Consider the following 26,777-nt stretch of genomic DNA (forward strand, 5'->3'; position numbering starts at 1 on the left):
AAAACACATGTCCTTTTTATTACTGAGCTTATTATTTATAAGTTCCTGTAAGAATCAGTCAGATTTAAAATTACCCGAAAAGCTACTCAACCATTATCCTATTGCATTCAATCAGGGAATGCATGAATCGATAAAGGGAATTGTGTTAAAATCAGATTTCAGAGCAAGTGTTACGGGAGATACTTTGCTTTTTTATGCTGAGATTGGTAATCAAACATCAGAGGCTATTCGAATATCATCTTATGGATTTGAGTTGAAAACTAAAGAAGGACACAGAAGTCACTCTGTGAATCAGGATCCGGAGTCTTTTATACCTGCGCATAAATCGAAAATATTTTGTTTGAAATTTACACCAATAAATAGCAGATTCTTGTATTCCCGAACCGGCTATAGGGGGGATTTGGACAGTTCTTATACCTTGACTATTGATTGCTTTAAGGGTAATTCAAAAGCCAAATTTCCAAGCCTGACGATAAATTATAATGGAATTAAAGTAGGTTGTGGAATTGATTTATCAGCTTTCAGAAAAAACGATAAGTTTGCTTTTTTTGAAGTGGACAAATCACATAAATTTTCTGGCTCGGGAATCAATGATAAGTTGAAAGTTAATAGAAAAGGGCAGGGCGTTGTTTCTAACAAGTATGCGGTTCAGTCAGGGACAGTCCATTTGTCTGAAACCGAAATTCTTATCGATGGTACAACCTATAGTACAAAGTTTTATACATTGGAGGAGCATCTTTATTTGATGCTTAAAATAATCAATCATGGAAGAAAAGCCATTTATTTTCACCCGAACTTATTGACTTTAAGGGATAATGATGAAACCTATGTGCCTGAATCTAAGAATAAGGAAAGAGGTGATCAGTTGATTCTGGATGATGGTGAATATGTTTTGAAAAAGGGACAGCGATATGAGACTTTAATGAGTTATGGTTCCTTTAAATCTGAATCTTTTACTTTAAACTTATCGTCGATGTTAGATACATTGAATAATAATATGGATTCTAATATGATGATTGCCTTTAAACGAACAAAGCATCAATAATTTTATTGTGAAGTGAAAAATAATATTCGCGAAATAATATAAACTCAACCGATATATTCTAGGTGTTTCAATAAAATTAATTACTTTTGGTTCCCATGGATATGAACAGGTATCTTATTGTCGTTTTTTCGGTGCTAACAGCGTGTGCATCGGCCGTTCCTAATGTTGATTATGAGGAACTGGTTGATGATGTGCAACGTTTTGCTGCTTGGTATGCTGATCATTCGGAAAATTTGGACGATTGTTATAATCTGCCTCTACTTGTTCCTACCCAAAATTCTTCGGAGATTTCTGATATTTATGTGGCTAAAACACTGAGTTTACCACTAATTAAGAAACTTCCTAAATTTCCACATTTAAATCCGGATAAGGCTCTTTTAACGGAACCTGTTTGTACTGGTGTTTCAAAAGCTATTGCGGCTTATAATTATCAGCACAAATCTATTTTTCTTACCGGATCCAATAGCATACGAGCTCCGGGTTTAGCCTAGGTTTTTCGAAACTGATACAAATTTATTTAATTCAATACTGAATTAAATATGATGTATATGCTATTCATTGTAGTTGTTATTTAATTAGACCAATTGAGTTTGGTGTTAAGTATCAATTGCTTCATTTAGAAATCAATAGACAAATAAACAGATGGGTTTTGTAGATAAAACATTAGGTAAACTGTTTGGTAATAAATCAGATAGAGACCTTAAAGAGTTAGCTCCGTATTTGACGAGCATTAAGAATGAATACGAAAGAATTAAACAATTGGATATTGACGGCTTACGTGCCGAATCTCAATTGTTGAAAGATAAAATTCAAGATTATATCAAGGCTGAGAAGGATGAGATTGCAGCTTTGAAACAAAATATTGAAACAGGGGAACTGTCAGTTAACCAGAAAGAAGAGATTTACGATAAAATAGATGTGATTGAGAAGACCATCGATGATAAAATCGAAGAGGTTCTGAATCAGATCTTACCAGCAGCTTTCTGTATTGTAAAGGAAACAGCTCGTCGATTCACCGAGAATGAAGAGATTGAAGTGACAGCAACACAGTTTGATCGAGATTTGGCTGCACGTGCTGATTATGTACAAATAGACGGTGATAAAGCAATTTACTTCAACTCATGGAATGCCGGAGGAACTGACATTGTGTGGAACATGGTTCATTACGATGTGCAGTTGATTGGTGGTATTGTTCTTCACCAGGGTAAAATTGCTGAGATGGCCACGGGGGAGGGTAAAACTCTTGTAGCAACTCTTCCTGTATTCTTGAATGCGCTAACTGGTCGTGGTGTTCACGTCATTACTGTGAATGACTATTTGGCTAAGCGTGACTCGGAGTGGATGGGACCTATTTACCAGTTTCATGGTTTATCGGTAGACTGTATCGATAAACATACGCCAAATTCAGACGCACGTCGTTCAGCTTATGCCTGCGATATTACTTTCGGTACCAATAACGAATTTGGTTTCGATTACTTGCGTGATAATATGGCAACCAATCCTAAAGATTTGGTTCAGCGTCGTCACAACTATTCAATTGTCGATGAGGTTGACTCGGTTTTGGTCGATGATGCACGTACACCTTTGATTATTTCTGGTCCTATTCCAAGAGGCGATCATCAGTTATATGATGAGTTGAAACCTAAGGTACAGAAGTTAGCTAAGGCGCAAAACGACTTGGTGATGGGTATGTTTACCGACGCAAAGCGTTTATTAAAAAGCGAGGATAAAAAAGAGCAGGAAGAAGGTGCTAAGTTGTTACTTAGAACGTTTAAAGGAATGCCTAAGATGAAACCCCTTATCAAGTTCTTAAGTGAACAAGGGAATAAGGCTTTATTGCTGAAAACGGAGAACTTCTATATGCAGGAGAATAACAAAAATATGCACATCATTACTGATGATTTATATTTTGTTATCGATGAAAAACAAAACTCAATTGAACTGACTGATATAGGTATCGACTTGATCAGTGATGACACTGATGATGCAGGATTTTTCGTGCTTCCTGATATTGGATCTGAAGTTGCAGAGATTGAGAAATCGAATATGTCTGATGAAGAAAAGCTGAAAACCAAGGATGAGATGATCCAAAGTTATGCAGTTAAATCGGAACGTGTGCATACCGTGAATCAATTGCTTAAAGCCTATACGCTTTTCGAGAAGGATGTGGAATACGTCCTTATAGATGGTAAGGTTAAGATTGTTGACGAGCAAACAGGCCGTATTATGGAAGGCCGTCGTTATTCTGATGGTCTGCACCAGGCAATTGAAGCGAAGGAAAGTGTGAAAGTTGAGGCTGCAACACAAACTTTTGCAACTATTACACTTCAAAATTATTTCAGAATGTACCACAAGCTTTCGGGTATGACAGGTACAGCTGAAACCGAAGCGGGTGAGTTATGGGATATCTACAAGTTGGATGTGGTTGTGATTCCAACAAACCGTCCTATTGCCCGTGACGATAGAGAGGATTTAGTTTATAAAACAAAGCGTGAGAAGTATAATGCGGTTATCGACGAAATTGGAAATCTTGTAAAGGCAGGTCGTCCGGTATTGGTAGGTACAACTTCAGTTGAAATCTCGGAGCTATTGAGCCGAATGTTAAAACTGAGGGGCATTAAGCACAATGTACTGAATGCGAAGTTGCACCAGCGTGAAGCAGATATTGTTGCTGAAGCAGGTCACAAAGGTACTGTTACCATTGCAACCAATATGGCGGGTCGTGGTACCGATATCAAATTAACAGATGAGGTAAAAGCTGCTGGAGGTTTGGCTATTATCGGTACTGAACGTCATGATTCACGTCGTGTCGACCGTCAGTTAAGAGGTCGTGCCGGACGTCAGGGAGATGTGGGATCTTCTCAGTTTTTCGTGTCTTTGGAAGACGACTTGATGCGTCTGTTTAGTTCTGACCGTATTGTGAAGTTGATGGATAGAATGGGAATTGAGGATGGTGAAGTGATTTCACACTCGATGATTTCTAAGTCAATTGAGCGTGCACAGAAGAAAGTTGAAGAGAATAACTTTGGTATTCGTAAGCGTTTGCTTGAATACGATGATGTGATGAACTCTCAGCGTGAAGTTATTTACAAGCGTCGTCGTCATGCTCTGTTTGGAGAGCGTATTCAGGTTGATATTGCAAATATGATGTTTGATGTTTGCGAAGCTTTGGTGAATGAATATTATGGTGGTGATTTCGAAGATTTCAAAATGGAATTAATTCGTATCCTTTCAGTTGAATCACCTGTTACAGCAGAGGAATTCATGAAAGAAAAACCTGAAGATATTTGTCAGAAAATTTATGAAGTTGTTCTGGATGTTCATAAGCGCAAGGTTGAAACCATTAGTAAGCAGGCCTATCCTGTTATTAAAGATGTTTATGAAAGCAAGGCTGAGATCTATGAAAATATCGTGGTTCCAATTTCTGACGGAACTAAGAATTTTCAAGTGGTTACTAACTTGAAAAAAGCTTATGAGACGCAGGCTGAAGAACTCGTTCGTTCTTATGAGAAAGTAGCGATTCTGGCGACGATTGATGACTCATGGAAAGAGCACTTGCGTGAGATGGACGACTTGAAGCAATCTGTGCAGAATGCGTCTTACGAGCAAAAAGATCCTCTATTGATTTATAAGTTTGAATCTTTCAATCTATTTAAGAGTATGATTGAGAATACAAATAAATCTGTAGTATCTACGCTTATGAAAGGACATATTCCTTTACAGATGAACGAAGAGGTGAGAGAGGCTAAAGAACGTCGTCGTACAGATATGAGTAACCTTAGAACTTCGAAAGAAGATTTAAGTAGCGATGGAGCTAAGAGAGAACCTAAGAAAGCTGAACCTGTGCGCAATGTTCAGAAGGTTGGTCGTAACGAACCTTGTCCTTGTGGTTCTGGCAAAAAATTCAAGCAATGCCACGGTAAAGGAATTCTTGCTTAAGGAGTTTATGAGAATTGAGACGACCAGTTTCCTCTCAATTCTCAGATTAAATATTTAATATCTAAAAAGTATGCTACTATCAATCCATTGGGATGTAGATCCTGAAATTTTTAAGATAGGACCGATAGCCGTAAGATGGTATGGATTACTATTTGCACTCGGTTTTCTATTGGGTTATCAACTTGTCGAACGGATGTTCAAAAAAGAAGGTATTCCTTTGGAATGGCTTGAGAAATTATTCATGTATACCTTAATTGCAACGGTGATCGGTGCGCGTTTAGGGCATGTTTTTTTCTATGGATGGGAATTTTATTCACAGCATCCTGTCGAAATATTAAAGATTTGGCATGGAGGTTTAGCATCTCATGGAGCGACTATAGGAATTCTGACAGCACTTTACTTTTATTCGAAAAAAGTGAGCAAAAAGTCAATTTTATGGGTGCTTGACAGAGTCGCTATTCCAGTAGCACTAGCTGGCTTTTTTATCCGTACAGGGAATTTGATGAATTCTGAAATTATTGGAACTCAGACTGATTTGCCTTGGGGATTTCAGTTTGTGAGAGCTTCAATTTATGAGCCATTGGCTCCTCGTCATCCGGCTCAATTATACGAAGCACTTTGTTATCTAACAAGTTTTGGCATCCTGATGTATATGTATTGGAAAACAAATGCTAAGGAATATGCCGGTCGTTTGATAGGAACGTTCTTTGTGTTGATTTTCACGGCTCGATTCTTTATTGAATTTATTAAAGAGAATCAGGAAGCTTTTGAAGAGGGAATGACCTTTAATATGGGGCAGTTGTTAAGTATACCCTTTATTTTATTAGGGATTTATTTGGTTTATAATTCTTATCAGAAAAAGAAGTTATAGTTCTGAAATTGAACAAAAGAGAATGGTCGATACAATGAGTATCGGCCATTTTTAGTATCCGGCTATTGGGCATAATATTCACATATTTTATTATATTTAAGTTTCAAATGAAAATTACAACTTATGAATCAATCCAAATATATTTGTGTGAAATGCGGTAATATGACCTATGAAGCCGATGAATTTCGGGCCACAGGAGGGGTTTTTGCTAAAATATTCGATGTGCAAAACAAGAAATTTACGACCGTGACTTGCACGCGTTGTAAATACACCGAAATTTATAAGGGAACAACCAGTCAGTTGGGTAATATTTTTGATTTTTTCACCGGTTGATTTTAGTAGCTTTCTGATAAAGTGTAAATTTGGTCTTTTAATAAGAATGATATTTATGAATCAGAAGTTGAATCCATTGAAAGAAAATAGAATGCCTAAGGCTTTATTATTTGTTTGTTTAGGAAACATTTGTCGTTCTCCAAGTGCCGAAGCGGTTATGAATGCCGTAATTAGAAAGGCTGGAGATGAAAATAAGTTTAGTTGTGATTCTGCTGGTATTATTGGTCATCACGAGGGCGAAAGAGCCGATAGTCGAATGCGTGCTCATGCGGCCCGTCGTTCGTACGATTTAACCAGTATTTCACGACAGTTTAAATATCAAACAGATTTTGATAAGTTCGATCTGATTATTGGGATGGATGATCAGAATATTTCAGATTTACAATCTCAGGCTCGCAGTAAGGCTGATTTGAAGAAGATTGTTAAAATGACAGATTACTGTTCAAAATTTACACATTACAATACCGTTCCCGATCCTTATTACGGGGGAGAAGCAGGTTTCGAGTTAGTTCTGGACTTACTTGAAGATGCATGCGAAGGTTTGTTAAACGATTTGAATGGAAAATTATAGAGCAATTATATCCAAAATCGAAGATTGGGCAGGGCAGAAGGTTGTGTCTGCTCGACCAATTGGTGGTGGCTGCGTTTCAAAAGCCGATTTATTGACTTTTGAAAAAGGTAGCACTTGTTTTATTAAGACGGCTAGTTCTGCGTCCGATATTTTTGAGAAAGAAGCAAAAGGCTTGCAGGAACTTAAAAAAGCGGCTTGTATACGTGTTCCGGAGGTGTTCTTTGTGGATAAGGATTGTTTGCTCTTAGAACAAATTCATATTGGAACGCAAGGATATGATTTTTTTTCAAATTTTGGTCGTCAATTGGCGCGTTTGCATCAGTATGGCGCACTTCGATTTGGTTTTCCCCAGGACAATTACATTGGGGCCACTCCCCAGATAAACATTTGTAATAAAGTCGAGGCCGAAAACTGGTGCGACTTTTATTACAACAAGCGATTACTCTATCAATATAAGTTAGCCGAAGAAAAAGCTTTGGTGGGGCCAGAACTTAAGAATGGTTTCATTCTTTTAGAAAATAGAATTGAAGAGATTCTGGAGGGGAGCGAAGAAAAACCCGCTTTGCTTCATGGCGATTTATGGTCGGGAAATTTTCTTTGCGATTCACAATCGAAGGCTTGTTTGATTGATCCCGCTGTATATTACGGACATCGCGAAGCCGAATTGGCCATGACAAGACTTTTTGGTGGTTTTGATGCCAGCTTTTATACCAGCTATCAAAAGACCTATCCTTTGCCTGAGGGGTATGACTATCGTCAAAATATTTACATGCTGTACCATGTTCTTAATCATCTTAATCTGTTTGGGAATTCCTACTATGGTCAGGCAGTGAAATTGCTTTGGTCATATCTCGATTAAGACTCATCTTTTAACTTCTGCTCTTAATAGTGTATCCTGCATTCATTATAGAATTAAATCAGTGTTAATGCCTTAAAGGATGCTTAAGTACTTATCTGAAATAAAAAACGATTTTCTTGTCTTTATATATAGACAAAAAGGCTTGAAATGACTAGATTTGCAGCATATTCATATAAGTAAGATGGAAGAAATTCAAGATATATTATCAAAAGCTAAGTTACAGTTTGAAGCAGAAGAGTTTCAGTTAGCACTTAGTGATTACCGAAAAATTATTGATTTGGATCCAAATCATGTTGAGGCTAATTTCATGATTGGTGAAATTCATCATCAGCTTGGGGATTTAGCCAAAGCTTTGAGCTCTTATATCAAAGTGATTGATATTCAACCCGAACATCCCAAAGCAAATGTTAAGATTGAGATGATTAACACCATTCTTGACTATTTTAACAAGGATATGCATAATCCTTAATTAATGTTTATCTAAAATAGATAAATATTGTGCCTGATAAATATCGTATATAGATTCGTGAATAGGATGTTATTGTCTGAAATTAAAAGATTTAGGATTTTTTAACTAATTTTGGTTCTTTCTGAATAGTTAAAGGAATTCGGATTTATAGTTATTTTTCGGTAATTAATTATATATTTGGTAGGACTCAAACCGAGATCAGAACCAGTTATTATAGCGAAGAACTCAAAATTAGATTAATTTATGTCATCGCAGATAAGAGAAAATTTACAAAAATTTTTCGTTTTAGGTGTTTCATATCGTAAAACGGCATTGGATGTACGAGGACGATTTTCCTTAACCCAAATGGATCAGGAAGCTTTGCTTCAGGATGCTAAAAAAGCAGGAATTGAGGGACTGATTGTTTTATCCACCTGTAACAGGACAGAAGTTTATGCCCATACCTCGGACATGGATTTGGTTAAAAAGCTTTTTCTAAGTTACTGTAAAGGGAACGAAAAAGATTTTCGATACAATGGTTATACCATACAGGGTAGCGACTGTATTAAGCACCTTTATAAAGTATGTTCCGGAATCGATTCGCAGATTGTTGGTGATTTTCAGATTGTAGGACAGGTGAAAAATGCTTACCAATTATCTGAAGAATATCAGATGATTAATTCCTTTCTTAATCGTTTATTCTCATTTGTATTTAAAGCCAGTAAGAAAATTAAAAATGAAACGGAATTGAGTCGTGGGGCTGCTTCTGTTTCGCATGCTGCTGTTCAATACATTAAGGATAAGGTGTCGGATTTGGAGTCAGCAAATTATTTGCTTTTCGGGACGGGTGAAATTGGAAAAGATACGTGCAGCAATTTGTTGAAACACATGGGTAACCGTTCACTAACACTGGTTAATCGCAATGTGGATAAGGCAGAAGCATTGGCAAACAAATACGATATTAGCTACCGTGCCATGTCCGATTTGGCTGAAGAAGTTGCCAAGTCTGAAGTGATTATTGTGGCTACCGGTGCACCTCATCCAACCTTAAAGCTGGAGCATTTCGAAGGGGTAACGGATTGTAAGCTGGTTCTCGATTTATCAGTTCCTCGTAACGTGGATAGAGCAATTGATGATTTGGAAAACACTTTGGTTATTACTGTTGATGAATTGTCGGAACATATTTCTGAAGCGATACAACAACGTCTCGAATGCATTCCACAAGCCGAAGAAATTATTGATGATTCCATGCGTGAGTTTTATGGCTGGTTGGAGATTACTTTCCTGTCACCGGTTATTGTTGCTCTTAAAGATAATCTGAATAAAATACGGGAAAAGGAATTGGAATATCATCGTCCTAAGATGAATGAAGAAGAATTGAAACGAGTGGAAAAGATCACATCAAATTTGATGAATAAGATTGCCAGAGCCTGTATCAGTCACTTAAAAGATCATCACAAAACACAATCAAGTCCAATGGAAACTTTGAATATGCTTTTCCAGGAACCTGAAACAAAATAAAGCGTTTTTTATTAAAATATTGAGCCGTATAAACATGTTTATATGGCTTTTTTTTTACACCTTAGGTGAACGAAATATCAGCCTGTTTTTTGCAAGTGAAAGTTCAGTCTGTTTTACATTCATCAAGCACCATTAAAGCGAAAACAGTTCGTATAATATGGTGAAAACAATAAAGTTTGTCTATGTCCCCAAAGAAGAAATTAATCGTTGCAACCCGTCCAAGCCTGCTGGCATATACTCAAACCATGCAAACAGTAGAACTCCTGCAAAAAGCTAATCCCGATATCGAATTCGAAGTAAAGAAATTCAGTACACAGGGCGATCGTGTTTTAAATCGTTCATTGACCGAATTTGGAACAACAGGTTTGTTTGTGAAGGAGCTTGAGCATGCACTTTTGGAAGGTGAGGCGGATATTGCAGTGCACAGTTTGAAAGATGTGCCAAGTTTTCATCCTGAGGGTTTAAAATTGGTAGCCTATCCTGAACGGGAAGATTCTCGTGATGCGTTTCTGACTCGTGATGGACAACTGATTGAAGACATGCCTGAAGGTTTTGTCTTGGGAACAGGTAGTCCTCGTCGACGTGTGCAGTTGGCACATATCCGTCCTGATATTGAATTTAAAGAGATTCGTGGCAATATCGATACCCGCAAGCAAAAATTAATGGATGGCGAATACGATGCAATTATACTGGCTGCTGCCGGCATGAACCGCATGGGAAACCCAGCCAGCGAAGATTGTCTTTTGGATGTGGATATGTGTATTCCAGCTATTGGACAAGGGGCTATTGCGATCGAAACACGATCAGACGATGCTGAAACCATTGCCAGAGTTGCCAGGGTAAATCACAAACCCACTGAGCTAGCAGTATTGGCCGAGCGTGCCTTTATGGCTGAAATTGAAGGAGGTTGTAAGTTTCCTTTGGCGGCACATGCTGTAGTTGATGGTAATCTTCTGAATATGATTGCCATTGTTGGCGACCTTAAATCAGGCGATTTTATTGTTGAGAGCATCGAAGTTCCGGTTGAGGATTCTGTTGCTAAGTCAGCAGAATTGGCTAAAAAAATGAAGGCAGCTTGCGCTGAAAAAGGCATCAATTTTTATTTGTAAAAATTAAATTTAAAATAGATTACCTGATTGATCAGGTATCATATACTTATAACCTATAAACACTATTTATAATATGAGTTTACGTCCATTGTTTCCTCAGACACGTTTAAGAAGACTTCGCTACAGCAAAGTTGTACGCAATATGGTTGCTGAAACCTCGCTTTCGGCTGATGATTTAATTATGCCACTTTTTGTGTGTCCGGGTGAGAAGGTTAAAAACCCAATCAAATCAATGCCGGGTAACGATCAGTTATCGGTTGATTTATTGGTAGAAAAATGTAAAGATCTGTACGCTTCGGGTGTTAAGTCTGTTTTGCTTTTTGGTATTCCTGAGTCGAAAGACGAAGATGGAACAGTGGCGACACACGAACATGGTATTGTTCAGAAGGCAACACGTGCGATTAAGGAGGTATTGCCGGAAATGTACATCATTGCTGATATTTGTAATTGCGAATACACTACTCACGGACATTGCGGAACCATTATCGATGGGGATGTGGATAACGACAGTACTTTGGTAACACTTTCGGCACAAGCGGTATCATTGGCTGAAGCCGGTGTTGATATGGTCGCTCCAAGTGATATGATGGATGGTCGAATTGGACATATGCGTGCCGCTTTAGATGAGAACTGTTTCGAAAAAATTCCAATCATGGCTTATTCAGCTAAATATGCATCAGGATTTTACGGTCCTTTTAGAGATGCGGCTGATTCTGCCCCTCAGTTTGGTGACCGCAGCACATATCAGATGGATCCTCGAAACAGCGACGAAGCCATGCGCGAAGTAGAAGCCGATATTGCCGAAGGTGCTGATATTGTAATGGTGAAACCAGCTTTGAGTTACCTGGATGTGATTTACCGTTGCAAGCATGAGTTTAATATGCCTGTTGCTGCCTACAATGTGAGTGGCGAATTTTCTATGGTGAAAGCGGCCGAAGAAAGAGACTGGATTGACGGACAGCGTGTGATGATGGAGATTATGACATCGATTAAACGTGCCGGTGCTGATATCATTATCACTTACCATGCACAGGAAGTTGCTGAGATTTTAAACAAGAGATAAATTTAAGTTTTCTGTTATCGGTTTTCAATTGCCCGCTTTCACAAGCGATAAAATTTTGACAACGGATAACTTTTGATAACCGATGACTAATTATATGACAAATTCTATTTTTCTAGATACAATCAATGGCATTAAGCGCGAGCGTCCACCTGTGTGGTTTATGCGCCAGGCCGGACGTGTTTTACCTTCGTATATGAAACTGCGCGAAAGCTATGGTTTTAAACATATGATGGAGGAGCCCAAGTTAGCAGCAGAAGTAACTTTGCTTCCTGTTCACGATTTGGGTGTTGATGCGGCCATTCTTTTTTCAGATATTCTGGTGATTCCTGAGGCATTGGGTATGGAATTGAGTTTCGAAGGCAAGGGGCCAACATTTAAAACAGCCCTTAAGGATGTGGAAGATCCTTTGCATTTCCTTACGGATATGCCCGAGCGATTGGAACACATTTATCAGGCAATTGATCAGATTTTAGCAACCAAACCTGCTGAGGTACCTTTGATTGGTTTCTGCGGCGGACCATTGACAACCCTTTGTTATATGTTCCAGGGTTTTAGCCAAAATTTGAATTTCCCTGACTTTGTTCCTGCTATTTATCGCGATAAGTCTACCATGAAAAAATTGGTGACCCGTATCACCGAAATGAGTATTCATTATGCGCTAAAGCAAGTGGAACATGGGGTACAGGCTTTCCAGTTGTTCGAAACCCATGCTGGTTTGATTCCTATCGAATTGTACAAAGAGGTGTTCTTACCATCGGTAAAAGCAATTCTGGGTGCGGTGCGTACAAAAGGCGTCAAAACTATTTATCTGCCTAAAGGCTTGGGAACAGGTATCAATATGGTAAACCACGACTTGTGCGACTGTGTGAGTGTCGATTGGCAAACACCATTGCACGAAGTACGTCCTATTGTAGGCGAGGAGATGATTCTTCAGGGGAACTTCGATCCTAGAATCCTGCTTGCCGATAAAAACGCCATTGATCAGGAATTCGAATACTATTTAAATTATGGTCGTAAAGATCACAAGTGGATTTTCAACCTGGGACACGGTTTATTACCTGAGATTCCTGTTGAGAATGTTCAATATCTGATTGATAAAGTGAAAACTTCAGATTGGGGACGATAAGCCTCACTCAAAGTTATATAATACAAAGCCGACTTTTACGAGTCGGCTTTTTGTTTGCTTTTTTTATTGAGGTGTGTCGTCCCGAAATAAGATGTATCTAAGTGATTAAATATATTTTAGGATTATCTTTTAAATATTTCGCTCAAGCCGCTAGGCTTCCACTTTTACTCATATAATAATATCACATTAAGGAATTCATGATTTTCCAATCTCCTTTAATGAGAAAAGTAGATAACCCCGAAGAGCTCATGATTACTAGAAATTACATTTGCAAATAAAGAATGATTGAAATCGTGAGACGATTTTTTGTTTCTGGCCTCGGCAACGCAAGTGGGGGCCCCATAGGTGAAAAAGGCGTTAAAACAGAATGCTGTTTGAGTGAGGTACGAACGAGTTCAGTCTGTTTAGCCTTTGAACCGTGATGGGTCACTGAGTGCCGGAGCCATTGATTTTTGTTACTTTTCATCAAGGAAAAGTAAATAAAGAGAAAGAATGGTTTGTATCACGTATCTAGGGTTTTTCCTGTTTTAAGTTTTTTAGAATTTATTCTTGAGATTAGAAAGCCCCAGCTTTTATCAGTGATTCTGAATTAAGGGACTGAATTTATTGATATTCTTATAGCCATTTTGGTTTAAACAATAGCTCTTTGGAGGATACATAAAAAAACAGTTGCCACATGCTTGTTTGATATGATTTCAAAACAAGGAAAGAATATCTTCTCAGGATTATTGATCGATTGAACACACATACGTCCCCTTAAAAACACTCATTGCTTCGGAAATAGGTTCTGTAATTTGGTAATAATTTTGACTTTTTCTGTATCTTCCATCCCTGTTGTAAATTAAATAAATCAAGAATGAATATGCGAAAATTTAAGATGAATAAATTCATATCTCTCAACCGGTATTTTTTCATACCCATTGCATTAATTCTATTCTTTCTAAGCTTTTATTTGATTTATGGTGATATTAAAAACAACACCATCAATGATTTTAATAAAGAACAATTACTACTAGCCGAAACGGCCTCTCAGGGGATTACATATTTCTTCGATGACTATCAATCCGAACTTGAATTTTTGGCGAAGTTTAAAGAAATTATCGATTTTTCGGATGAGAGTAAAGCCTTGATGGCAAACTATTATGAAACTCATAAAAGTATTGTTACCGCTATTACAAGAATAGATAAATCAGGTGTAATCCAATATACTTATCCCTACAATCAATCAGCAATAGGACGTGATATTTCTTATCAAAATCATATTCAGCAAATTCTTGTTAATCAGAAGCCGGTTTTAAGTGATGTGTTTATGTCGGCGCAAGGATTTTTAGCAATTGCTTTGCATGTTCCGGTGTTTAAAAACAAAAGCTTTGTAGGGAGTCTTGCCGTTTTAATTCCAATTGATGAATTGGGGAAACTGTATCTCGGAAAAATAAAGAACAGAAAAAACGGACATGCCTGGCTCCTTAGCGAAAATGGGGTTGAGATTTATTGTCCTGTAAGCGGGCATACAGGGAAATCTATTCTTGAAATCACAGAACACGAGGCGTCTACCCTTGAGATGCTCGAGAAAATAAAAAATAACAAAACGGGAACCGGAAAAATTACCCACAAGGAAGGATACGAAGAAGTTAAAACAAAGGAGCTGGATTTGTTTTACGCCTTTTACCGCATTCCGCTTGGCAATACCTATTGGACCATTCTTATTTCCTATCAGAAAACAGATATTTATATCGCCCTGTCAAGGCTTCGCAATCGCTTAATATTCGTTTTTTCGCTGCTGTTTATAGCTCTCTCATTTTATTTTTATTCGCTGACTAAAGTTCGTAATCTTTTAAGAGAAGAAACAAAACGAAAAGAGGCCGAAAAAACATTGCTTAAAAGCGAAGAGAAATTCCGTAAAATATTTGACGATCATGCCGCGGTAAAATTGCTTATCGATCCCAACACCTGTAAGATAATTGACGCTAATAAATCTGCGGCCAACTATTATGGATGGAGCTGCGACGATTTAAAAAAGATGCAAGTTGGGCAACTCGATCTTAATTCGTCAGAGGAAATAAAAAGGAGGATTGAGGGAGTCTTGTTTGAAAATAAAGATCAGTTTGAATCCAAACATCAATTAAAAGATGGTTTGGTAAGGGATGTTGAAATACTATGCAGTAAAATCAAAATCGATCATCAGGATGTGTTGCATTTAATTATCCACGACATATCCAAGCGTAAAACGGCTGAGCAATTGCTACAGGAAAAAACGGATAAAATAGAATTACAAAATAAAAAGTACCAGAAGGTTAACGAAGCACTCAATCAAACCAATCGGGAATTGATCAAAGCCAAGGAAAAAGCCGAAGAAAGCGACCGGATTAAAACGGCATTCCTGCACAATATATCGCACGAAATACGAACGCCCATGAATGCCATTGTGGGCTTTTCAGGCTTACTTAATACCCCCGATTTGCAAGCTGAAGATAGTCAACATTACACCGACCTGATTATACAGAGCAGCGATCAATTGCTTTCTATCATCAACGATATTGTGAGTGTTGCCTCCATTGAGGCCGGAGAGGAAAAAGTGCAGGAAAAAGAGGTTAATATCAACTTCATCTGTAAACAAATAAAGGAGCAATTCGGTAGTGCAGACAGCAATCCCGATGTCAGCTTTGGTTTACAAACCGGATTAGCCGACGAGGCATCCTGTGTTGTAAGCGACTCAATTAAATTGACTCAAATACTAACGAACCTTGTGGACAATGCCCTGAAATTTACACCCAAAGGCTTTGTTAATTTCGGATACACACGAAAAGACGAGCTTCTGGAATTCTATGTTGAGGATTCTGGTATTGGCATTCCTGCTGATATGCACAACGAGATATTTAAACGCTTTCGTCAGGTTGAATTGACTTCAGCCCGAAGCTATGGCGGTTCGGGTTTGGGCTTGGCTATTTCAAAGACCTATGTTGAAATGCTTGGCGGCAGTATTGGGCTAAGTTCCGAAGTGGGGAAAGGTTCGGTATTTACCTTTACCCTTCCTTACAAAAGGGTCAATTCAGAAGCGACAGCTAAGCTTCCTTCAATGACTTAAGTATTCAATTATTTGTTTGTAACAAAGCCGACTTTTGCGAGTCGGCTTTTGTATATAATAGAGGGGGGGAGTTTAGCTTCTAACCAAAATACCCAAGACTTCGAGGCGTTGTGGTGTATCGTACAAAGCAAGCTTGGCCAGGGTGTCAAACTCATCCATCCAGTCGCTCAGATTATGGAGGGCCGCATTCTTCGATACGGTTGATGCCTGAGATTCACCCATCTCGCGATCGAACTCGGCACGCAGCTTGAGTAAAGCATCAAGTTCTGCCAGGCAAGCAGTCGCAATTTCAGGAGTCAGTTTAATCATTGCCAGCTTAGTCTGAATAGCTGGGTCTGACCCAATACTTGTATAAAATAACTTAACTTTATCGAAAAATTCGTTGTATTTAGTAGGGAAACGACCCTTTACACCCAATTGTATCAGTGTGTCCGGATCTCTTTTACAAAGAATCTGACTTAGGTCACGATGTCTCTTAAACTTCATTTCCAACTCCCCGTAAGCGCTATGGTAGGCGTTCGATACCAGACGGGTCTCCGACTCTTCTTGCTGATTAAATTCCCAGCTCTTTTTAGCCAGATTATACATTTGCCATCCCTCAGTAAACTTGGTTTCATCAACACCGAATTCGGCTAGGGCCGCTTTAATTTTAGGGTGCGTCTCTGCATTTGTAAGTGCAATACGTACACGTTCTAAAAATTTTGATTCTGTTCGATTTGTTACCATTTCTTTTGATTTTTAAGATGATAAAATTGTTTAAGTTTAATTCAATCGACCTTTAAATTACTTATTTAGAATGATAAAACGAAATTTAAAACGAACATAAGTTTGTTTTTGGGAGTATCTATCTTACTGTTTCCCTTTCTTTTATGCTAAAAATAGGCAAGGAGAGGTAAAAATGGATAATGCATCCGGTAGAATCGATGATGTAGCCGGTAAAATCGGTTCCCTGCAGGTAGAATCGATAGTTTTATTGGTAGAATTGGCATAGTGGGCGGTAAAATCGATGTTTTGTTGCTCATATTGGTTTCCCTGTGAGAAAAGTCGATAGTGGGGCTGGTTACTTCAGATTCTGAAGACTTGCATTCGCATGTTTAGTCGGAATTCGAAATGCCCTTACTTTGTATCACACAGCTATTGCGATAAGGCATTTGTGCCAATTGTTCGGGTGTCGTTATCATCATTCATAATTTGCCTAAAGGAAGAAGGTCTATTTATTGTAAAATTTAAACAGGCTAATATTTGCTGTTTACCGTGATTTTCATAATTTTAAAAGAATTCTTTTATAAAGATATACGAGAACTTACATCAATATTGATGTTAGACATACGTTGCAGCAAGTGGAAAGACGATTAATAATACCAAATAAGAATTGAATGAGTGGACTATTTTTAAATTTCTATCAGGTAGATATTCCTACAAAAACAGCTTCAATTGATTTTGTTGAGTATAACTCCTATGCTTCAAAAGAAGCCTTCATTAGCTTAAAAAATAGTTATCCAAATCTTTCATTTTATCGTGATAATGATAAAATATTGCTTTGGAAAAAAGCAAGTGAATCCGAACTTCCTGAAAATACAACTTCAATAAATATTGATTTTGCCGAAAAAGCAAAGGTACTTTCCAAAGTATTGGAAAGGTCTATTATTGATTTCGTAGAACCTAAAGGATATAGAATTTTCAAGAACAAATATTCCAACGCATGGGAAATAATTTCTTCGAGAGATGTTTTAAATGCAAGCATTGAAGGATTGACTGTAAACAGAATCGTTCATTTTTCACCTTATTTTTTTTTCAAAGAAGAAAAACTGTTGTTGGGTTTTTCGCTATCAACTTCACTTAAAAATTCATTTACATGGAGCAAAGCCGAATTTGAGAAATACGGAATTGACATTAAAGGACTAAAAGGCGATGAAGAAAGGATATTTGCCAATAGACAATCAATAAAACGTTTCTTAGAAACTAAAGGACTAACAACGAGATACGACGAAATTCTTAATGAAGAAAACAAGAAATCAAAGTGTTTTTCTGTAATTGATAGCTTCTATAAATGGCTTGATAAGAACAAAACTGAAATCAAGCTCCCATTTGGGTTGTGTATAAGTTTTATTTCAAAAAAATATTTGCCTTTTGAAGACGAATTGATAAAATCTGAAATAATTGGCAAGCCACAGCGATACTTTTATAGCAATCGTAAGAACACACAAGGTTTGAGGTATTACGATCAAATGGTTAAAACTTATCAGCCTTATTCATTGGAACTATATCAAAACAAACAAATCAATATTGGTTTTATTTGTCCATCAGAATATCAGGGAGAAACCGAAGTTTTTATTAAGAAAACCGAAGCGAAACTAAAAGAAGTTTTCCATTTTAACTCTTTAAACTTTCATTTTAAAACGATTAACAGCAAGGATTTAGATAGTTATAAAGAGGTGCTATATGATGATGTTTTACTTAAATGCGATTTAATTTATGTAATTGTAAATGAAGCACAAGAAAAACTAAATCCAAAAATTTCACCTTACTACGTCTGCAAAGCAAAGTTTATTGGAAATGGAATCCCGACACAAGATATACAGATTGAAACCATAAGGCAGAATTTAAATGCCTATACAATGACAAACATTGCTCTTAACTCCTATGCCAAATTGGGTGGTACGGCTTGGACGATTGAAAAAGAAGACAAACTGAAAGATGAATTAGTCATTGGAATTGGTTCAACGCTTTCGGAAAACGGACAATTTGTTTTAGGAATTGCACAGGTTTTTCATAATGACGGCAGATATATGACAGGCGATTGTTCACCCCTCTCTTCATTTGAAAATTACGCTGAAAATTTAGAAAACCACCTTTACAAAACTTTGAAACCACTGGTTGAAGAGATGAGCAAAACTGGGACTTTCCGTTTAATTTTTCATTTATTCAAATCGGCAAGTGAAGAATATGAAATTAAAGCCATAAATGGTTTAAAAGCGAGGTTGACAAACTATAACTTTGAATTTGCTTTGGTTCATTTAGCCTATGGGCATAATTTCCGTTTGTACTTCAATGACGGAAAAAACGACATCAATCAAGGAACATACATTCAACTAAGCAAACATTCGGCATTGCTTCATTTTGTAGGCAAAAGCGATTTGCCTTTGAAAATTGATATAGACAAACGTTCGACGTTTACAAGTTTGTTTTACATCGCTAAACAAGTTTATTGGTTTTCTCATTTATCGCATAGAAGTTATATGCCTTCAAAAAGAACGGTTACAATTATGTATCCTTCGTTAATGGCTAAAATGACTGAAGAACTTAAAAAAGTTGAAGGTTGGGATTATGAACGATTAAAAGCAGTAAGCGAAAAACTATGGTTTATTTAAGAGAAATATTGAAGCAGAATAGAGAAAAGCTTTTTCAATACAAGAATATTGAATTAGCTGCTTATCACTATATTCATTCTTTTGAAGAATTGTCAAACCACAACTTTGAATTAAGCCCTGATGAAGAAGTTGCCTTATTTGGTTACAAAAAAGAAAGTGTTGAAGTTTCGATAATAACTTCAATAGTTTCTAAAACCCCAATTAAAGGAATTAGCGCTACTTCAAATATCTACAAATTTGCAGGACTTTACCTTTCTGCTAAAAGTGAACTAAACCAGCGCTTTATAGAAAAGTATAAGCAAAGTGATTTTAAGCAAAAATACTTTCTTTCTAAAATTGAGCCGACACTAAAAATACAACTTGAAAAAGAAGTTTTAGCGTTAAATAACGACGATTTAGCGATACTTATCAAAACTGTTTTTGACGTAAATTCTGTAAACGAAATAGAGTTGGACTCAGCACTACAAAAAGTTACAAATGGTGCAGATATTGATGTTCAGTTACAAATCTTGTTAGAGGATGTTGAAAGTGTTTTACTGAAAACAAAGTTTGTAAACAAATCGGCAGAGGAGGTTATTAGAGATGTTTTGAGCAATTTTAGCAATGCTGTTCAAAAAATAATTAAGGGCAGAAGAAAAAACCACCCTGAATTTAAAATTGAAGATGAATACGATGTGCAAGATATTTTATATGTAATTCTAAAATCAATCTTTCCAAACCTTAGAGATGAAGATCCGATAGCGAAAGTTGGAGCAAAATCAACCAAAATAGATTTAATTATTAGAGAAGAAAAAATATTGGTTGAGGTAAAAATGATTAAAGCAAAAGATACGAATGAAACACATTTTATTGAACAACTTAAAGTCGATTTTGAATCTTATCACGAATGTAAATGGTTAGACAAACTTTTTTGTTTTGTGTATGACCCTTACAAAAAGACAAAAGATGTTTCAAATTTTAACGATTTAAACGGACAAAGAACAAAAGGAGAACATAGTTTTGATGTAGAAGTGATTGTAGCAAATTAGCCACCCGTTAGCGCGAGCTTGTAGCTCGTGTTTTGCGAATGCAAATTCCTCCGTTACCGCACGAAACGAAGTTCGACGAAGTCAATTTATCGTGTGGGTGGTAATAAAAATAATCAGTTTCAGTTATACGCTCGCTTCTGAGTCGTTTGATAAGAAAGCTTTTCGAAATTGCTCGTGAAACATTGCAAGGCCGTTGGCAAGAAACTTAAGGAATAATCTCAATAGACTATGGTAAAAGACATACAACAGATCATCCAGAATTTATTAAACTTTTATGACTTTCAGAATAAAACCGTTGTTTCAGTTGGAGCAGGTGGAGGTCAATTTATTGCATACGCACAGGTCGCGAGGCATGTCATCGCAATCGACAATGACAAGAATGCACTAAACAAACTTGAAGAAAATCTGTCGATGAATGGCTTGTCTGAAAAGTTTACCTTAATTCATTCAGATTTTGGAAATACAAAAGTAAAAGGAGACCTTGTCCTTTTTGAATTTTGTTTACACGAAATGAATGAACCTCAAAAAATGTTGGAACATGCTCAAAAAATCGCAAAAGATATTGTAATCGCCGATCATGGGCTTAATTCTGACTGGGCTTATATTGCAGATGAAAAAGAAAAAGCTGAAAACACTTGGGCACATGTTTTAAAAAATCCGACACAAAAATTGATGACTCATAAAGCAGAACAGTATTATGAGGATTATGAAGAATTGTATGAAAAGGTGAAGATTCAAGGCGAAAATTCGATAGAAAGAATAAAAAAGTTCAAAAAATGTAAACAATTTGTTATTCCTATGGAATATACATTTGCATTACTATAAGAAAAATAATAGCTAAACACCGCTACCGCACAATTTTATCGTGTGTTAGTATAAATTAATAAAGCATATAAAATGAAGTATTTCCTGTTGGTAGTTGTAAGCATTCTGTTTACTCATCAAGCTTATAGTCAGAATTTAAAAACTAAAAAGAAAAAAAATCAATTTACTCAAGAAATTTATCAAATAGACAAGAAGAGCAAAGCAAAAAACGGGTTTTATTATAAAATATCCACAATTTCAAAGGATACCCTGGTTATTGGAAATTATTTGAATGACAGAAAGATCGGTTTGTGGACTTATAATAAAATGAATGGAGAAAAATACATTGAGTTTAATTACGAGACTAAAACCATAGCTTCTTTTTATGGTAGTGAGCTAAAATCTGATTCGACTTATATATTACACGGTAATAAATTTGTGCTTGATAAAGTTGATCATCCGCAAATTTATCTTGGATACGAAAACGAAGCTCTTACGTATATTGTAAGAAACATCAAATTACCTCTGGAAATTGTTAAAAATGGAGTAACTGGCAGAAGTGTCGCCTCATTTGTTGTTGATGAGAATGGCAAAATTAGAGATCAGAAAATTGAGTTTTCTTTAAATAAGGAATTTGATAAGAAGATACTTGATGTGATTAGTAAATTGGCAGGAGATTGGATTCCAGCAACAAAAGATGATAAAGCTTTTTCATCAAAAATAATTCTCTCTTTAGATGTACAAAGTATTTCTCATAGTTCTGGAAGAATACCTATGAATAAAGAAGAGGATCGTCCTTATTTATGGCATACTGTACTTTCATATTCTATAGTACCCTCGAATGTTTAGACCAGAAATCCCCCGCTACCGCACGAAACAAAGTTCGACGAAGTCAATTTATCGTGTGGGAGGTAATAAAACAAATCAGTTTTAGTTTTACCTGTGCAGGTTAGTGATTACATCCCGTTCCTTACTTTATTCAATTAATTTTCTGATATAGGCTTCCATTCGTTTAAAATGGGAGCCTTCCCAATACACTTTATCGCAAAGCGGGCAATAATAAAAGAGCTCAAAATGGGAGAGGATTTCTTGGTCTACCTTGTTTTGTATATCTTCCCGTTTGATGTTCTCAAGCCTGGTATTGCAGGTCATGCAGCGGGTAAAGGATTTAAACTGGCTTTTCAGGTCGAACTTGTTGACGATTTCTTTCAGTTGTTCATGTTTTTCTATTGATCTTACAAAATAGCCATGACTGATTTCTTTCGATCTCAACATAGGTTTATCCCGTGTGAGGATAATGCGTTTATCCGCTTTGGCAAGAGCAATAATTTCATTGTCCTGCATATCTGCCCGGTAAAGAGTGTCGAATCCAAGCATTCTCAGGTACTTGGCCAGTTTACCCAAATGGGCATCCACAACAAAGCGGGTGGTGCGCAAAGCGGATTTTCGCAGCTTTGTAATGGCTGAAATATCCATGCTCTCAAATACCGGAAAAACAGAGATGTAATCCCCTTCTTTCACTTTGTAATCGAAACCAACCGACCGATCATTAACGCGTATCAGGTCGACCTCAGACAAAGGAATGCCAAGCGACTCGATGGTCTCGCGCACGGAAACAGGCGTTTTAAAAGCCTGAACAAAGGCTTTTTGTTTCCGGTGGGGAGGCAGAAAATCGTTTAGCTCAGCATAAAAACGGAATGTCATTTCCTTTTTTATGCTTTTATCGTTTTCTTTCTTTTCCGGCCTTTGTTGTTTCATTTCTTTTATCCTTCTGACGCATAAAAGCTCTGGCTTCTTCGGGCTGACAGGCAAGCCGTGGCTTTATATAAAGATACGACTATTCGTTTTGACTTAATTGATCCCAAATGGCAGATGAAGGAATGCTGATCTGCCGCTATTTTGCACCACGCTTGTGATCCGTTGAATTTATCTGGTGAATTCAACTAAAAATGGACTTCGGATAAATGCTTTCTCAATAATTTTGGTTATTATTAAGAACGATACCAAATAACGAAATTGAGATATGGCAAGAGCACATTCCGCAGACACATCTTCAGTTCCCAAAGGGAAACTAAATAAATCAGGCATCAAATCAGCCTTAAGGTTATACAAGTACATCAAACCCTACCGGGGGCAATACTTTTTAGGTATTTTCTTCCTCTTGGGATCGAGTTTGGCCAGTCTGGCTTTTCCCAAGCTTCTGGGCGATTTGGTTAATACTGGCAACAGCACAACTCTGGGACAAAGTTTGAATCAAACGGCTATCCTGATTGCGCTGGTTTTAATCCTTCAGGCCACTTTTGCCTATTTTCGGATCGTTCTGTTTGTAAATGTGACCGAGAAATCTTTAGCCGCCCTGCGACAAGCCACTTACCGTCATTTAATCAAATTGCCCTTGCAGTTTTTCGAACGCAGGCGGGTGGGCGAGCTCAACAGTCGGATATCAGCCGATGTGATTCTACTGCAGGACACCATGACAACAACTCTGGCCGATTTTATTCGTCAGATTATTGTGATTACAGGCGGGATTATTCTTCTGGGTATTATATCGATAAAATTAACGGCTTTTATGCTGATCACACTGCCACCCACCATGATTGCAGCACGATTCTTTGGCAAGTTTATTCGGAAATTCTCTAAGGATGTTCAAACCAAACTGGCCGATTCAAACACCATTATCGAGGAAACCTTGCAGGGTATTCAATCGGTAAAAGCCTTTACCAACGAATATGTCGAAATTGCCCGTTACAAAAAGAAAACCCGCGAAATTGCCGATCTGGGCATGACCCGAGGTAAGTACCGCGGTGCCTTCACCTCTTTTATTATTCTGGGTTTGTTTGGTGCCATTGCTGCCATGGTGTGGCAGGGCTCTCGTTTGCTGCAAGCAGGTGAGATGCAGGCTGGGGATCTGTTCTCTTTTGTGATTTACTCTGTTTTTGTGGGGGGAACCATCAGCGGATTGGCGACTGTGTATGCCAACATTCAAAAATTTATTGGTGCTACCGAAGATTTGTTTAAAATATATGATGAACAACCCGAAGACATACAGGATATCCGTGAGATTGAACCCAGATACAGAATGCAGGGAAACATTAGTTTGAGGGATTTGAATTTTGCTTACCCTTCGCGAAAGGAACAGGGCGTTCTGAATCATATTAATTTGGAAATCAAAAGCAATAAAATGATTGCCCTGGTTGGGCATAGTGGTGCCGGAAAAAGTACGATGGCCTCACTGTTGTTGATGTTGCATCGCCCACCCAAAAACAGTTTATTCTTCGATCAGCTCGATAGTTACGATTACCCGCTATCCGCTTTAAGAAGTCAGATTTCTCTGGTGCCTCAGGACATTTTTCTGTTTGGAGGGAGTATCAGTGAGAATATTGCTTATGGCAAACCGGGCGCCAGTGAGGAGGACATCTATCAGGCTGCAAAAAAGGCCAATGCTATGGAATTTATCGATCGTTTCCCCGAGGGGTTCGACACCATTGTGGGGGAGCGCGGAACTCAGCTTTCGGGAGGGCAACGCCAGCGAATTGCAATCGCACGTGCCATTTTAAAAGATCCTAAAATTCTGATTCTGGATGAGGCCACATCGTCACTCGATTCTGAATCGGAGCAACTGGTGCAGGAAGCACTGGAGGAACTGATGAAAGGGAGAACCTCTATTGTGATTGCACACCGCCTGTCAACTGTTAGAACGGCGGATGAAATTATCGTTATGGAACAGGGTAACATTGTAGAGCAGGGCACTCACGATGCGCTGATGATGATTCCGGATGGTAAATACAGCAAGTTGATTCAACTGCAATATGCAACCTAAGCATCTAAAAATGAGATGAGGAAAAAAATCTGTCCTTTGTGATTAGGATCATATTTGCCACTAAGACATTTAGTTTAGATTTGACACGTGTTATTAATCAAGATCAAATAAAATTTTAAAGATGAATTATCAAAACGAAGTACTCCCAAAATCAGCTGTTAAGGTTGGCAGTACACCATCTATGACAGAAGTAACGGTTAAAGAAGCCATCTTGAAATCGCATTTGGCACCCAAAGGGAAGATAGGCCTGTTAGTCGTTGAGGAAGGACATTGTCAATATGTGTGGGAAGATGAAGATGGACCGGCGCTCGATGCAGATCCGGGGCATCCAATTGTTATACATCCCGAACGCTATCATCATGTTGTCATAACAGGTACTGTTACTTTCAGAGTCGAATTTTACACACTCATAGGTGGTGTGATTGATGTGAAGCATCCTGAGGAAAATAAAAGACCGGGAGAGCAGTTCCTTAAGAAATAAAACAATGAATTAGTCTTTTCAGGAATAAGCCGATTGAAAGATCCTTTTCCCGAAACAGTTCATCTGTCAATAAATACAAAAGCCGACTTTTACGAGTCGGCTTTTTGTTTGTTCTATTTTTTGTAATTCTTATTCAAACTTGTGTTTAATAAAATGCACAAAATCATTTCAAATAATCTATAATATTGTAAATTTAAAAGAAAACACATGATCTTACTTCTGTTCTACCTGTTTCTTGCCCTTGTTGTTTCCTTTCTTTGCTCTATAGCCGAGGCTGTTCTACTTTCCACACCGCAATCTTTTTTAATTGTTAGGAGGGAAGAAGGCCATGGCTGGGCCAAGACATTTGTTGAATTAAAAAGCAACATTAACAAACCTTTATCTGCTATCTTATCGCTAAATACAGTGGCTCATACCATTGGAGCAGCTGGTGTTGGTGTACAGGCCGTTAAAGTTTTTGGCGCAGCTTCATTTGGAATTGTTTCTGCTGTTTTAACAATTTTAATTTTGGTTATTACCGAAATTATACCCAAAACAATTGGTGCCAGATATTGGAGAAATTTAGCAATGATGTCTTCCCTTCTTATCAGTGGAATGATTTTTATTACCTATCCTTTAGTTCTAATGTCAGCTGGTTTAACAAAGCTTATTTCGAGTGATAAGCAAGAGCAGACAACAAGTAGAGAGGAAATAGCGGTACTGGCAAGTATAGGTACAGAAGAAGGTATTTTTTCAATAAAAGAAGATAAAATTATTCAAAATTTATTGAAGCTCAAAAATGTGAAAATAACAGAAATAATGACCCCAAGAGTTGTTGTTGCTCTTGCTGATGAAAACTTATTTCTTAAGGATTTTTTGGAAAATAAGAATTATTTGAGGTTTTCGCGTATACCCGTCTATTTGGATAATGATGAAAATGTAACGGGTTACGTCTTTAGACAAACCGTTTTTGAAAAGCTTGCAGAGGATCAATTTGAGTTAAAACTCAAAGATATTAAACGGGATATCGCTGTTTTTCCCAATTCAATCGTTCTATTGACTTTGTGGGAGAAACTTCTGGAGAAAAAGGAACATATTGCCCTGATCGTTGATGAATATGGTGGTATGGATGGCATTGTAACGTTGGAAGATATAATTGAAACCTTATTAGGTCTTGAAATTATTGACGAAATGGATACCATAATTGATATGCAGAAATACGCCAGAGATAGGTGGGCTGAGAGGCAAGCGAAGTATAATATTCTCGAGAACCTGAAAAGAAAAGGGGAAGACAGGAATCCTTCTGGCGATGTTTAAAATAGTG

General features: G+C 37.5%; 22 protein-coding genes. 20 read left to right on the plus strand and 2 right to left on the minus strand.

The genetic code is table 11. From position 1 onward, the window contains the following. The first annotated feature begins 7 nt into the window (after positions 1-7). From EO244_RS07455 to EO244_RS07515, 13 genes are all read left to right on the plus strand, one after another. Positions 8-1,045 carry a hypothetical protein gene (locus EO244_RS07455; protein WP_129254031.1) on the plus strand — a complete coding sequence of 346 codons (1,038 nt, stop codon included), beginning with the start codon at positions 8-10 and terminating at the stop codon, positions 1,043-1,045. A 101-nt stretch (positions 1,046-1,146) separates the two neighbouring features. Continuing rightward, positions 1,147-1,536, plus strand: coding sequence for a hypothetical protein (locus EO244_RS07460; RefSeq protein WP_129254032.1), 390 nt, complete (start codon positions 1,147-1,149; stop codon positions 1,534-1,536). A 151-nt stretch (positions 1,537-1,687) separates the two neighbouring features. Beyond that, positions 1,688-4,984: a preprotein translocase subunit SecA gene (gene secA, locus EO244_RS07465; RefSeq protein WP_129254033.1), complete on the plus strand. Its 3,297-nt coding sequence runs from the start codon at positions 1,688-1,690 to the stop codon at positions 4,982-4,984. A 70-nt stretch (positions 4,985-5,054) separates the two neighbouring features. Continuing rightward, positions 5,055-5,855, plus strand: a complete 801-nt coding sequence (gene lgt / locus EO244_RS07470) for a prolipoprotein diacylglyceryl transferase (protein ID WP_129254034.1) — start codon at positions 5,055-5,057, stop codon at positions 5,853-5,855. Positions 5,856-5,978: 123 nt separating this feature from the next. After that, positions 5,979-6,188, plus strand: coding sequence for a zinc ribbon domain-containing protein (locus tag EO244_RS07475; protein WP_129254035.1), 210 nt, complete (start codon positions 5,979-5,981; stop codon positions 6,186-6,188). 55 nt (positions 6,189-6,243) lie between these two features. Continuing rightward, a complete protein-coding gene (locus tag EO244_RS07480) occupies positions 6,244-6,759 on the plus strand; it encodes a low molecular weight protein-tyrosine-phosphatase (RefSeq protein WP_241687956.1) in 516 nt (171 codons plus the stop codon). Continuing rightward, a complete protein-coding gene (locus tag EO244_RS07485) occupies positions 6,746-7,618 on the plus strand; it encodes a fructosamine kinase family protein (protein ID WP_129254036.1) in 873 nt (290 codons plus the stop codon). The genes EO244_RS07480 and EO244_RS07485 overlap by 14 nt, the downstream gene beginning before the upstream one ends. Positions 7,619-7,799: 181 nt before the next feature. Continuing rightward, the gene (locus EO244_RS07490; protein WP_129254037.1) at positions 7,800-8,087 is read left to right on the plus strand and encodes a tetratricopeptide repeat protein; all 288 of its coding nucleotides are present in this window, start codon (positions 7,800-7,802) and stop codon (positions 8,085-8,087) included. A gap of 243 nt (positions 8,088-8,330) precedes the next feature. Next, positions 8,331-9,587 carry a glutamyl-tRNA reductase gene (gene hemA / locus EO244_RS07495; protein WP_129254038.1) on the plus strand — a complete coding sequence of 419 codons (1,257 nt, stop codon included), beginning with the start codon at positions 8,331-8,333 and terminating at the stop codon, positions 9,585-9,587. Between the two features lie 182 nt (positions 9,588-9,769). Beyond that, positions 9,770-10,696, plus strand: coding sequence for a hydroxymethylbilane synthase (gene hemC / locus EO244_RS07500; RefSeq protein ID WP_129254039.1), 927 nt, complete (start codon positions 9,770-9,772; stop codon positions 10,694-10,696). 73 nt (positions 10,697-10,769) lie between these two features. Further along, positions 10,770-11,759 carry a porphobilinogen synthase gene (gene hemB / locus EO244_RS07505; RefSeq protein WP_129254040.1) on the plus strand — a complete coding sequence of 330 codons (990 nt, stop codon included), beginning with the start codon at positions 10,770-10,772 and terminating at the stop codon, positions 11,757-11,759. Between the two features lie 94 nt (positions 11,760-11,853). Beyond that, complete coding sequence (gene hemE / locus EO244_RS07510) at positions 11,854-12,885, plus strand: uroporphyrinogen decarboxylase (protein WP_129254041.1); 1,032 nt, start codon at positions 11,854-11,856, stop codon at positions 12,883-12,885. A gap of 862 nt (positions 12,886-13,747) precedes the next feature. After that, on the plus strand, positions 13,748-15,970 hold the full coding sequence (locus EO244_RS07515) for an ATP-binding protein (RefSeq protein WP_164977441.1): 2,223 nt from the start codon (positions 13,748-13,750) through the stop codon (positions 15,968-15,970). A 72-nt stretch (positions 15,971-16,042) separates the two neighbouring features. Here the strand turns inward: EO244_RS07515 and EO244_RS07520 are convergent, their stop codons facing one another. Continuing rightward, complete coding sequence (locus EO244_RS07520) at positions 16,043-16,696, minus strand: hypothetical protein (protein WP_129254043.1); 654 nt, start codon at positions 16,694-16,696, stop codon at positions 16,043-16,045. Positions 16,697-17,346: 650 nt separating this feature from the next. Here EO244_RS07520 and EO244_RS07525 point away from each other — a divergent pair. The 4 genes from EO244_RS07525 to EO244_RS07540 all read left to right on the plus strand — a co-directional run bounded on the left by EO244_RS07525 (position 17,347) and on the right by EO244_RS07540 (position 22,022). Next, a complete protein-coding gene (locus EO244_RS07525) occupies positions 17,347-19,341 on the plus strand; it encodes a Piwi domain-containing protein (protein ID WP_129254044.1) in 1,995 nt (664 codons plus the stop codon). Then, positions 19,329-20,369, plus strand: a complete 1,041-nt coding sequence (locus tag EO244_RS07530; protein WP_129254045.1) for a PD-(D/E)XK nuclease domain-containing protein — start codon at positions 19,329-19,331, stop codon at positions 20,367-20,369. The genes EO244_RS07525 and EO244_RS07530 overlap by 13 nt, the downstream gene beginning before the upstream one ends. Before the next feature lie 228 nt (positions 20,370-20,597). Then, entirely contained in the window at positions 20,598-21,194 is a 597-nt protein-coding gene (locus EO244_RS07535; RefSeq protein ID WP_129254046.1) for a class I SAM-dependent methyltransferase, read from the plus strand. Between the two features lie 72 nt (positions 21,195-21,266). After that, positions 21,267-22,022, plus strand: a complete 756-nt coding sequence (locus EO244_RS07540) for an energy transducer TonB (RefSeq protein WP_129254047.1) — start codon at positions 21,267-21,269, stop codon at positions 22,020-22,022. A gap of 126 nt (positions 22,023-22,148) precedes the next feature. On the opposite strand, the gene EO244_RS07545 is transcribed toward EO244_RS07540, so the two are convergent. Further along, positions 22,149-22,931, minus strand: a complete 783-nt coding sequence (locus EO244_RS07545; RefSeq protein ID WP_129254048.1) for a Mut7-C RNAse domain-containing protein — start codon at positions 22,929-22,931, stop codon at positions 22,149-22,151. 265 nt (positions 22,932-23,196) lie between these two features. Here EO244_RS07545 and EO244_RS07550 point away from each other — a divergent pair, with 265 nt between their 5' ends. The 3 genes from EO244_RS07550 (at position 23,197) to EO244_RS07560 (ending at position 26,770) form a co-directional block, all read left to right on the plus strand. Continuing rightward, positions 23,197-24,993: an ABC transporter ATP-binding protein gene (locus EO244_RS07550; RefSeq protein ID WP_129254049.1), complete on the plus strand. Its 1,797-nt coding sequence runs from the start codon at positions 23,197-23,199 to the stop codon at positions 24,991-24,993. A gap of 121 nt (positions 24,994-25,114) precedes the next feature. After that, a complete protein-coding gene (locus EO244_RS07555) occupies positions 25,115-25,474 on the plus strand; it encodes a DUF1971 domain-containing protein (RefSeq protein WP_129254050.1) in 360 nt (119 codons plus the stop codon). Positions 25,475-25,681: 207 nt separating this feature from the next. Further along, a complete protein-coding gene (locus EO244_RS07560) occupies positions 25,682-26,770 on the plus strand; it encodes a CNNM domain-containing protein (protein WP_129254051.1) in 1,089 nt (362 codons plus the stop codon). Positions 26,771-26,777: the final 7 nt, after the last annotated feature.

Origin of the sequence: Ancylomarina salipaludis (assembly GCF_004122035.1) — a bacterium.
GTDB lineage: Bacteria > Bacteroidota > Bacteroidia > Bacteroidales > Marinifilaceae > Ancylomarina > Ancylomarina salipaludis.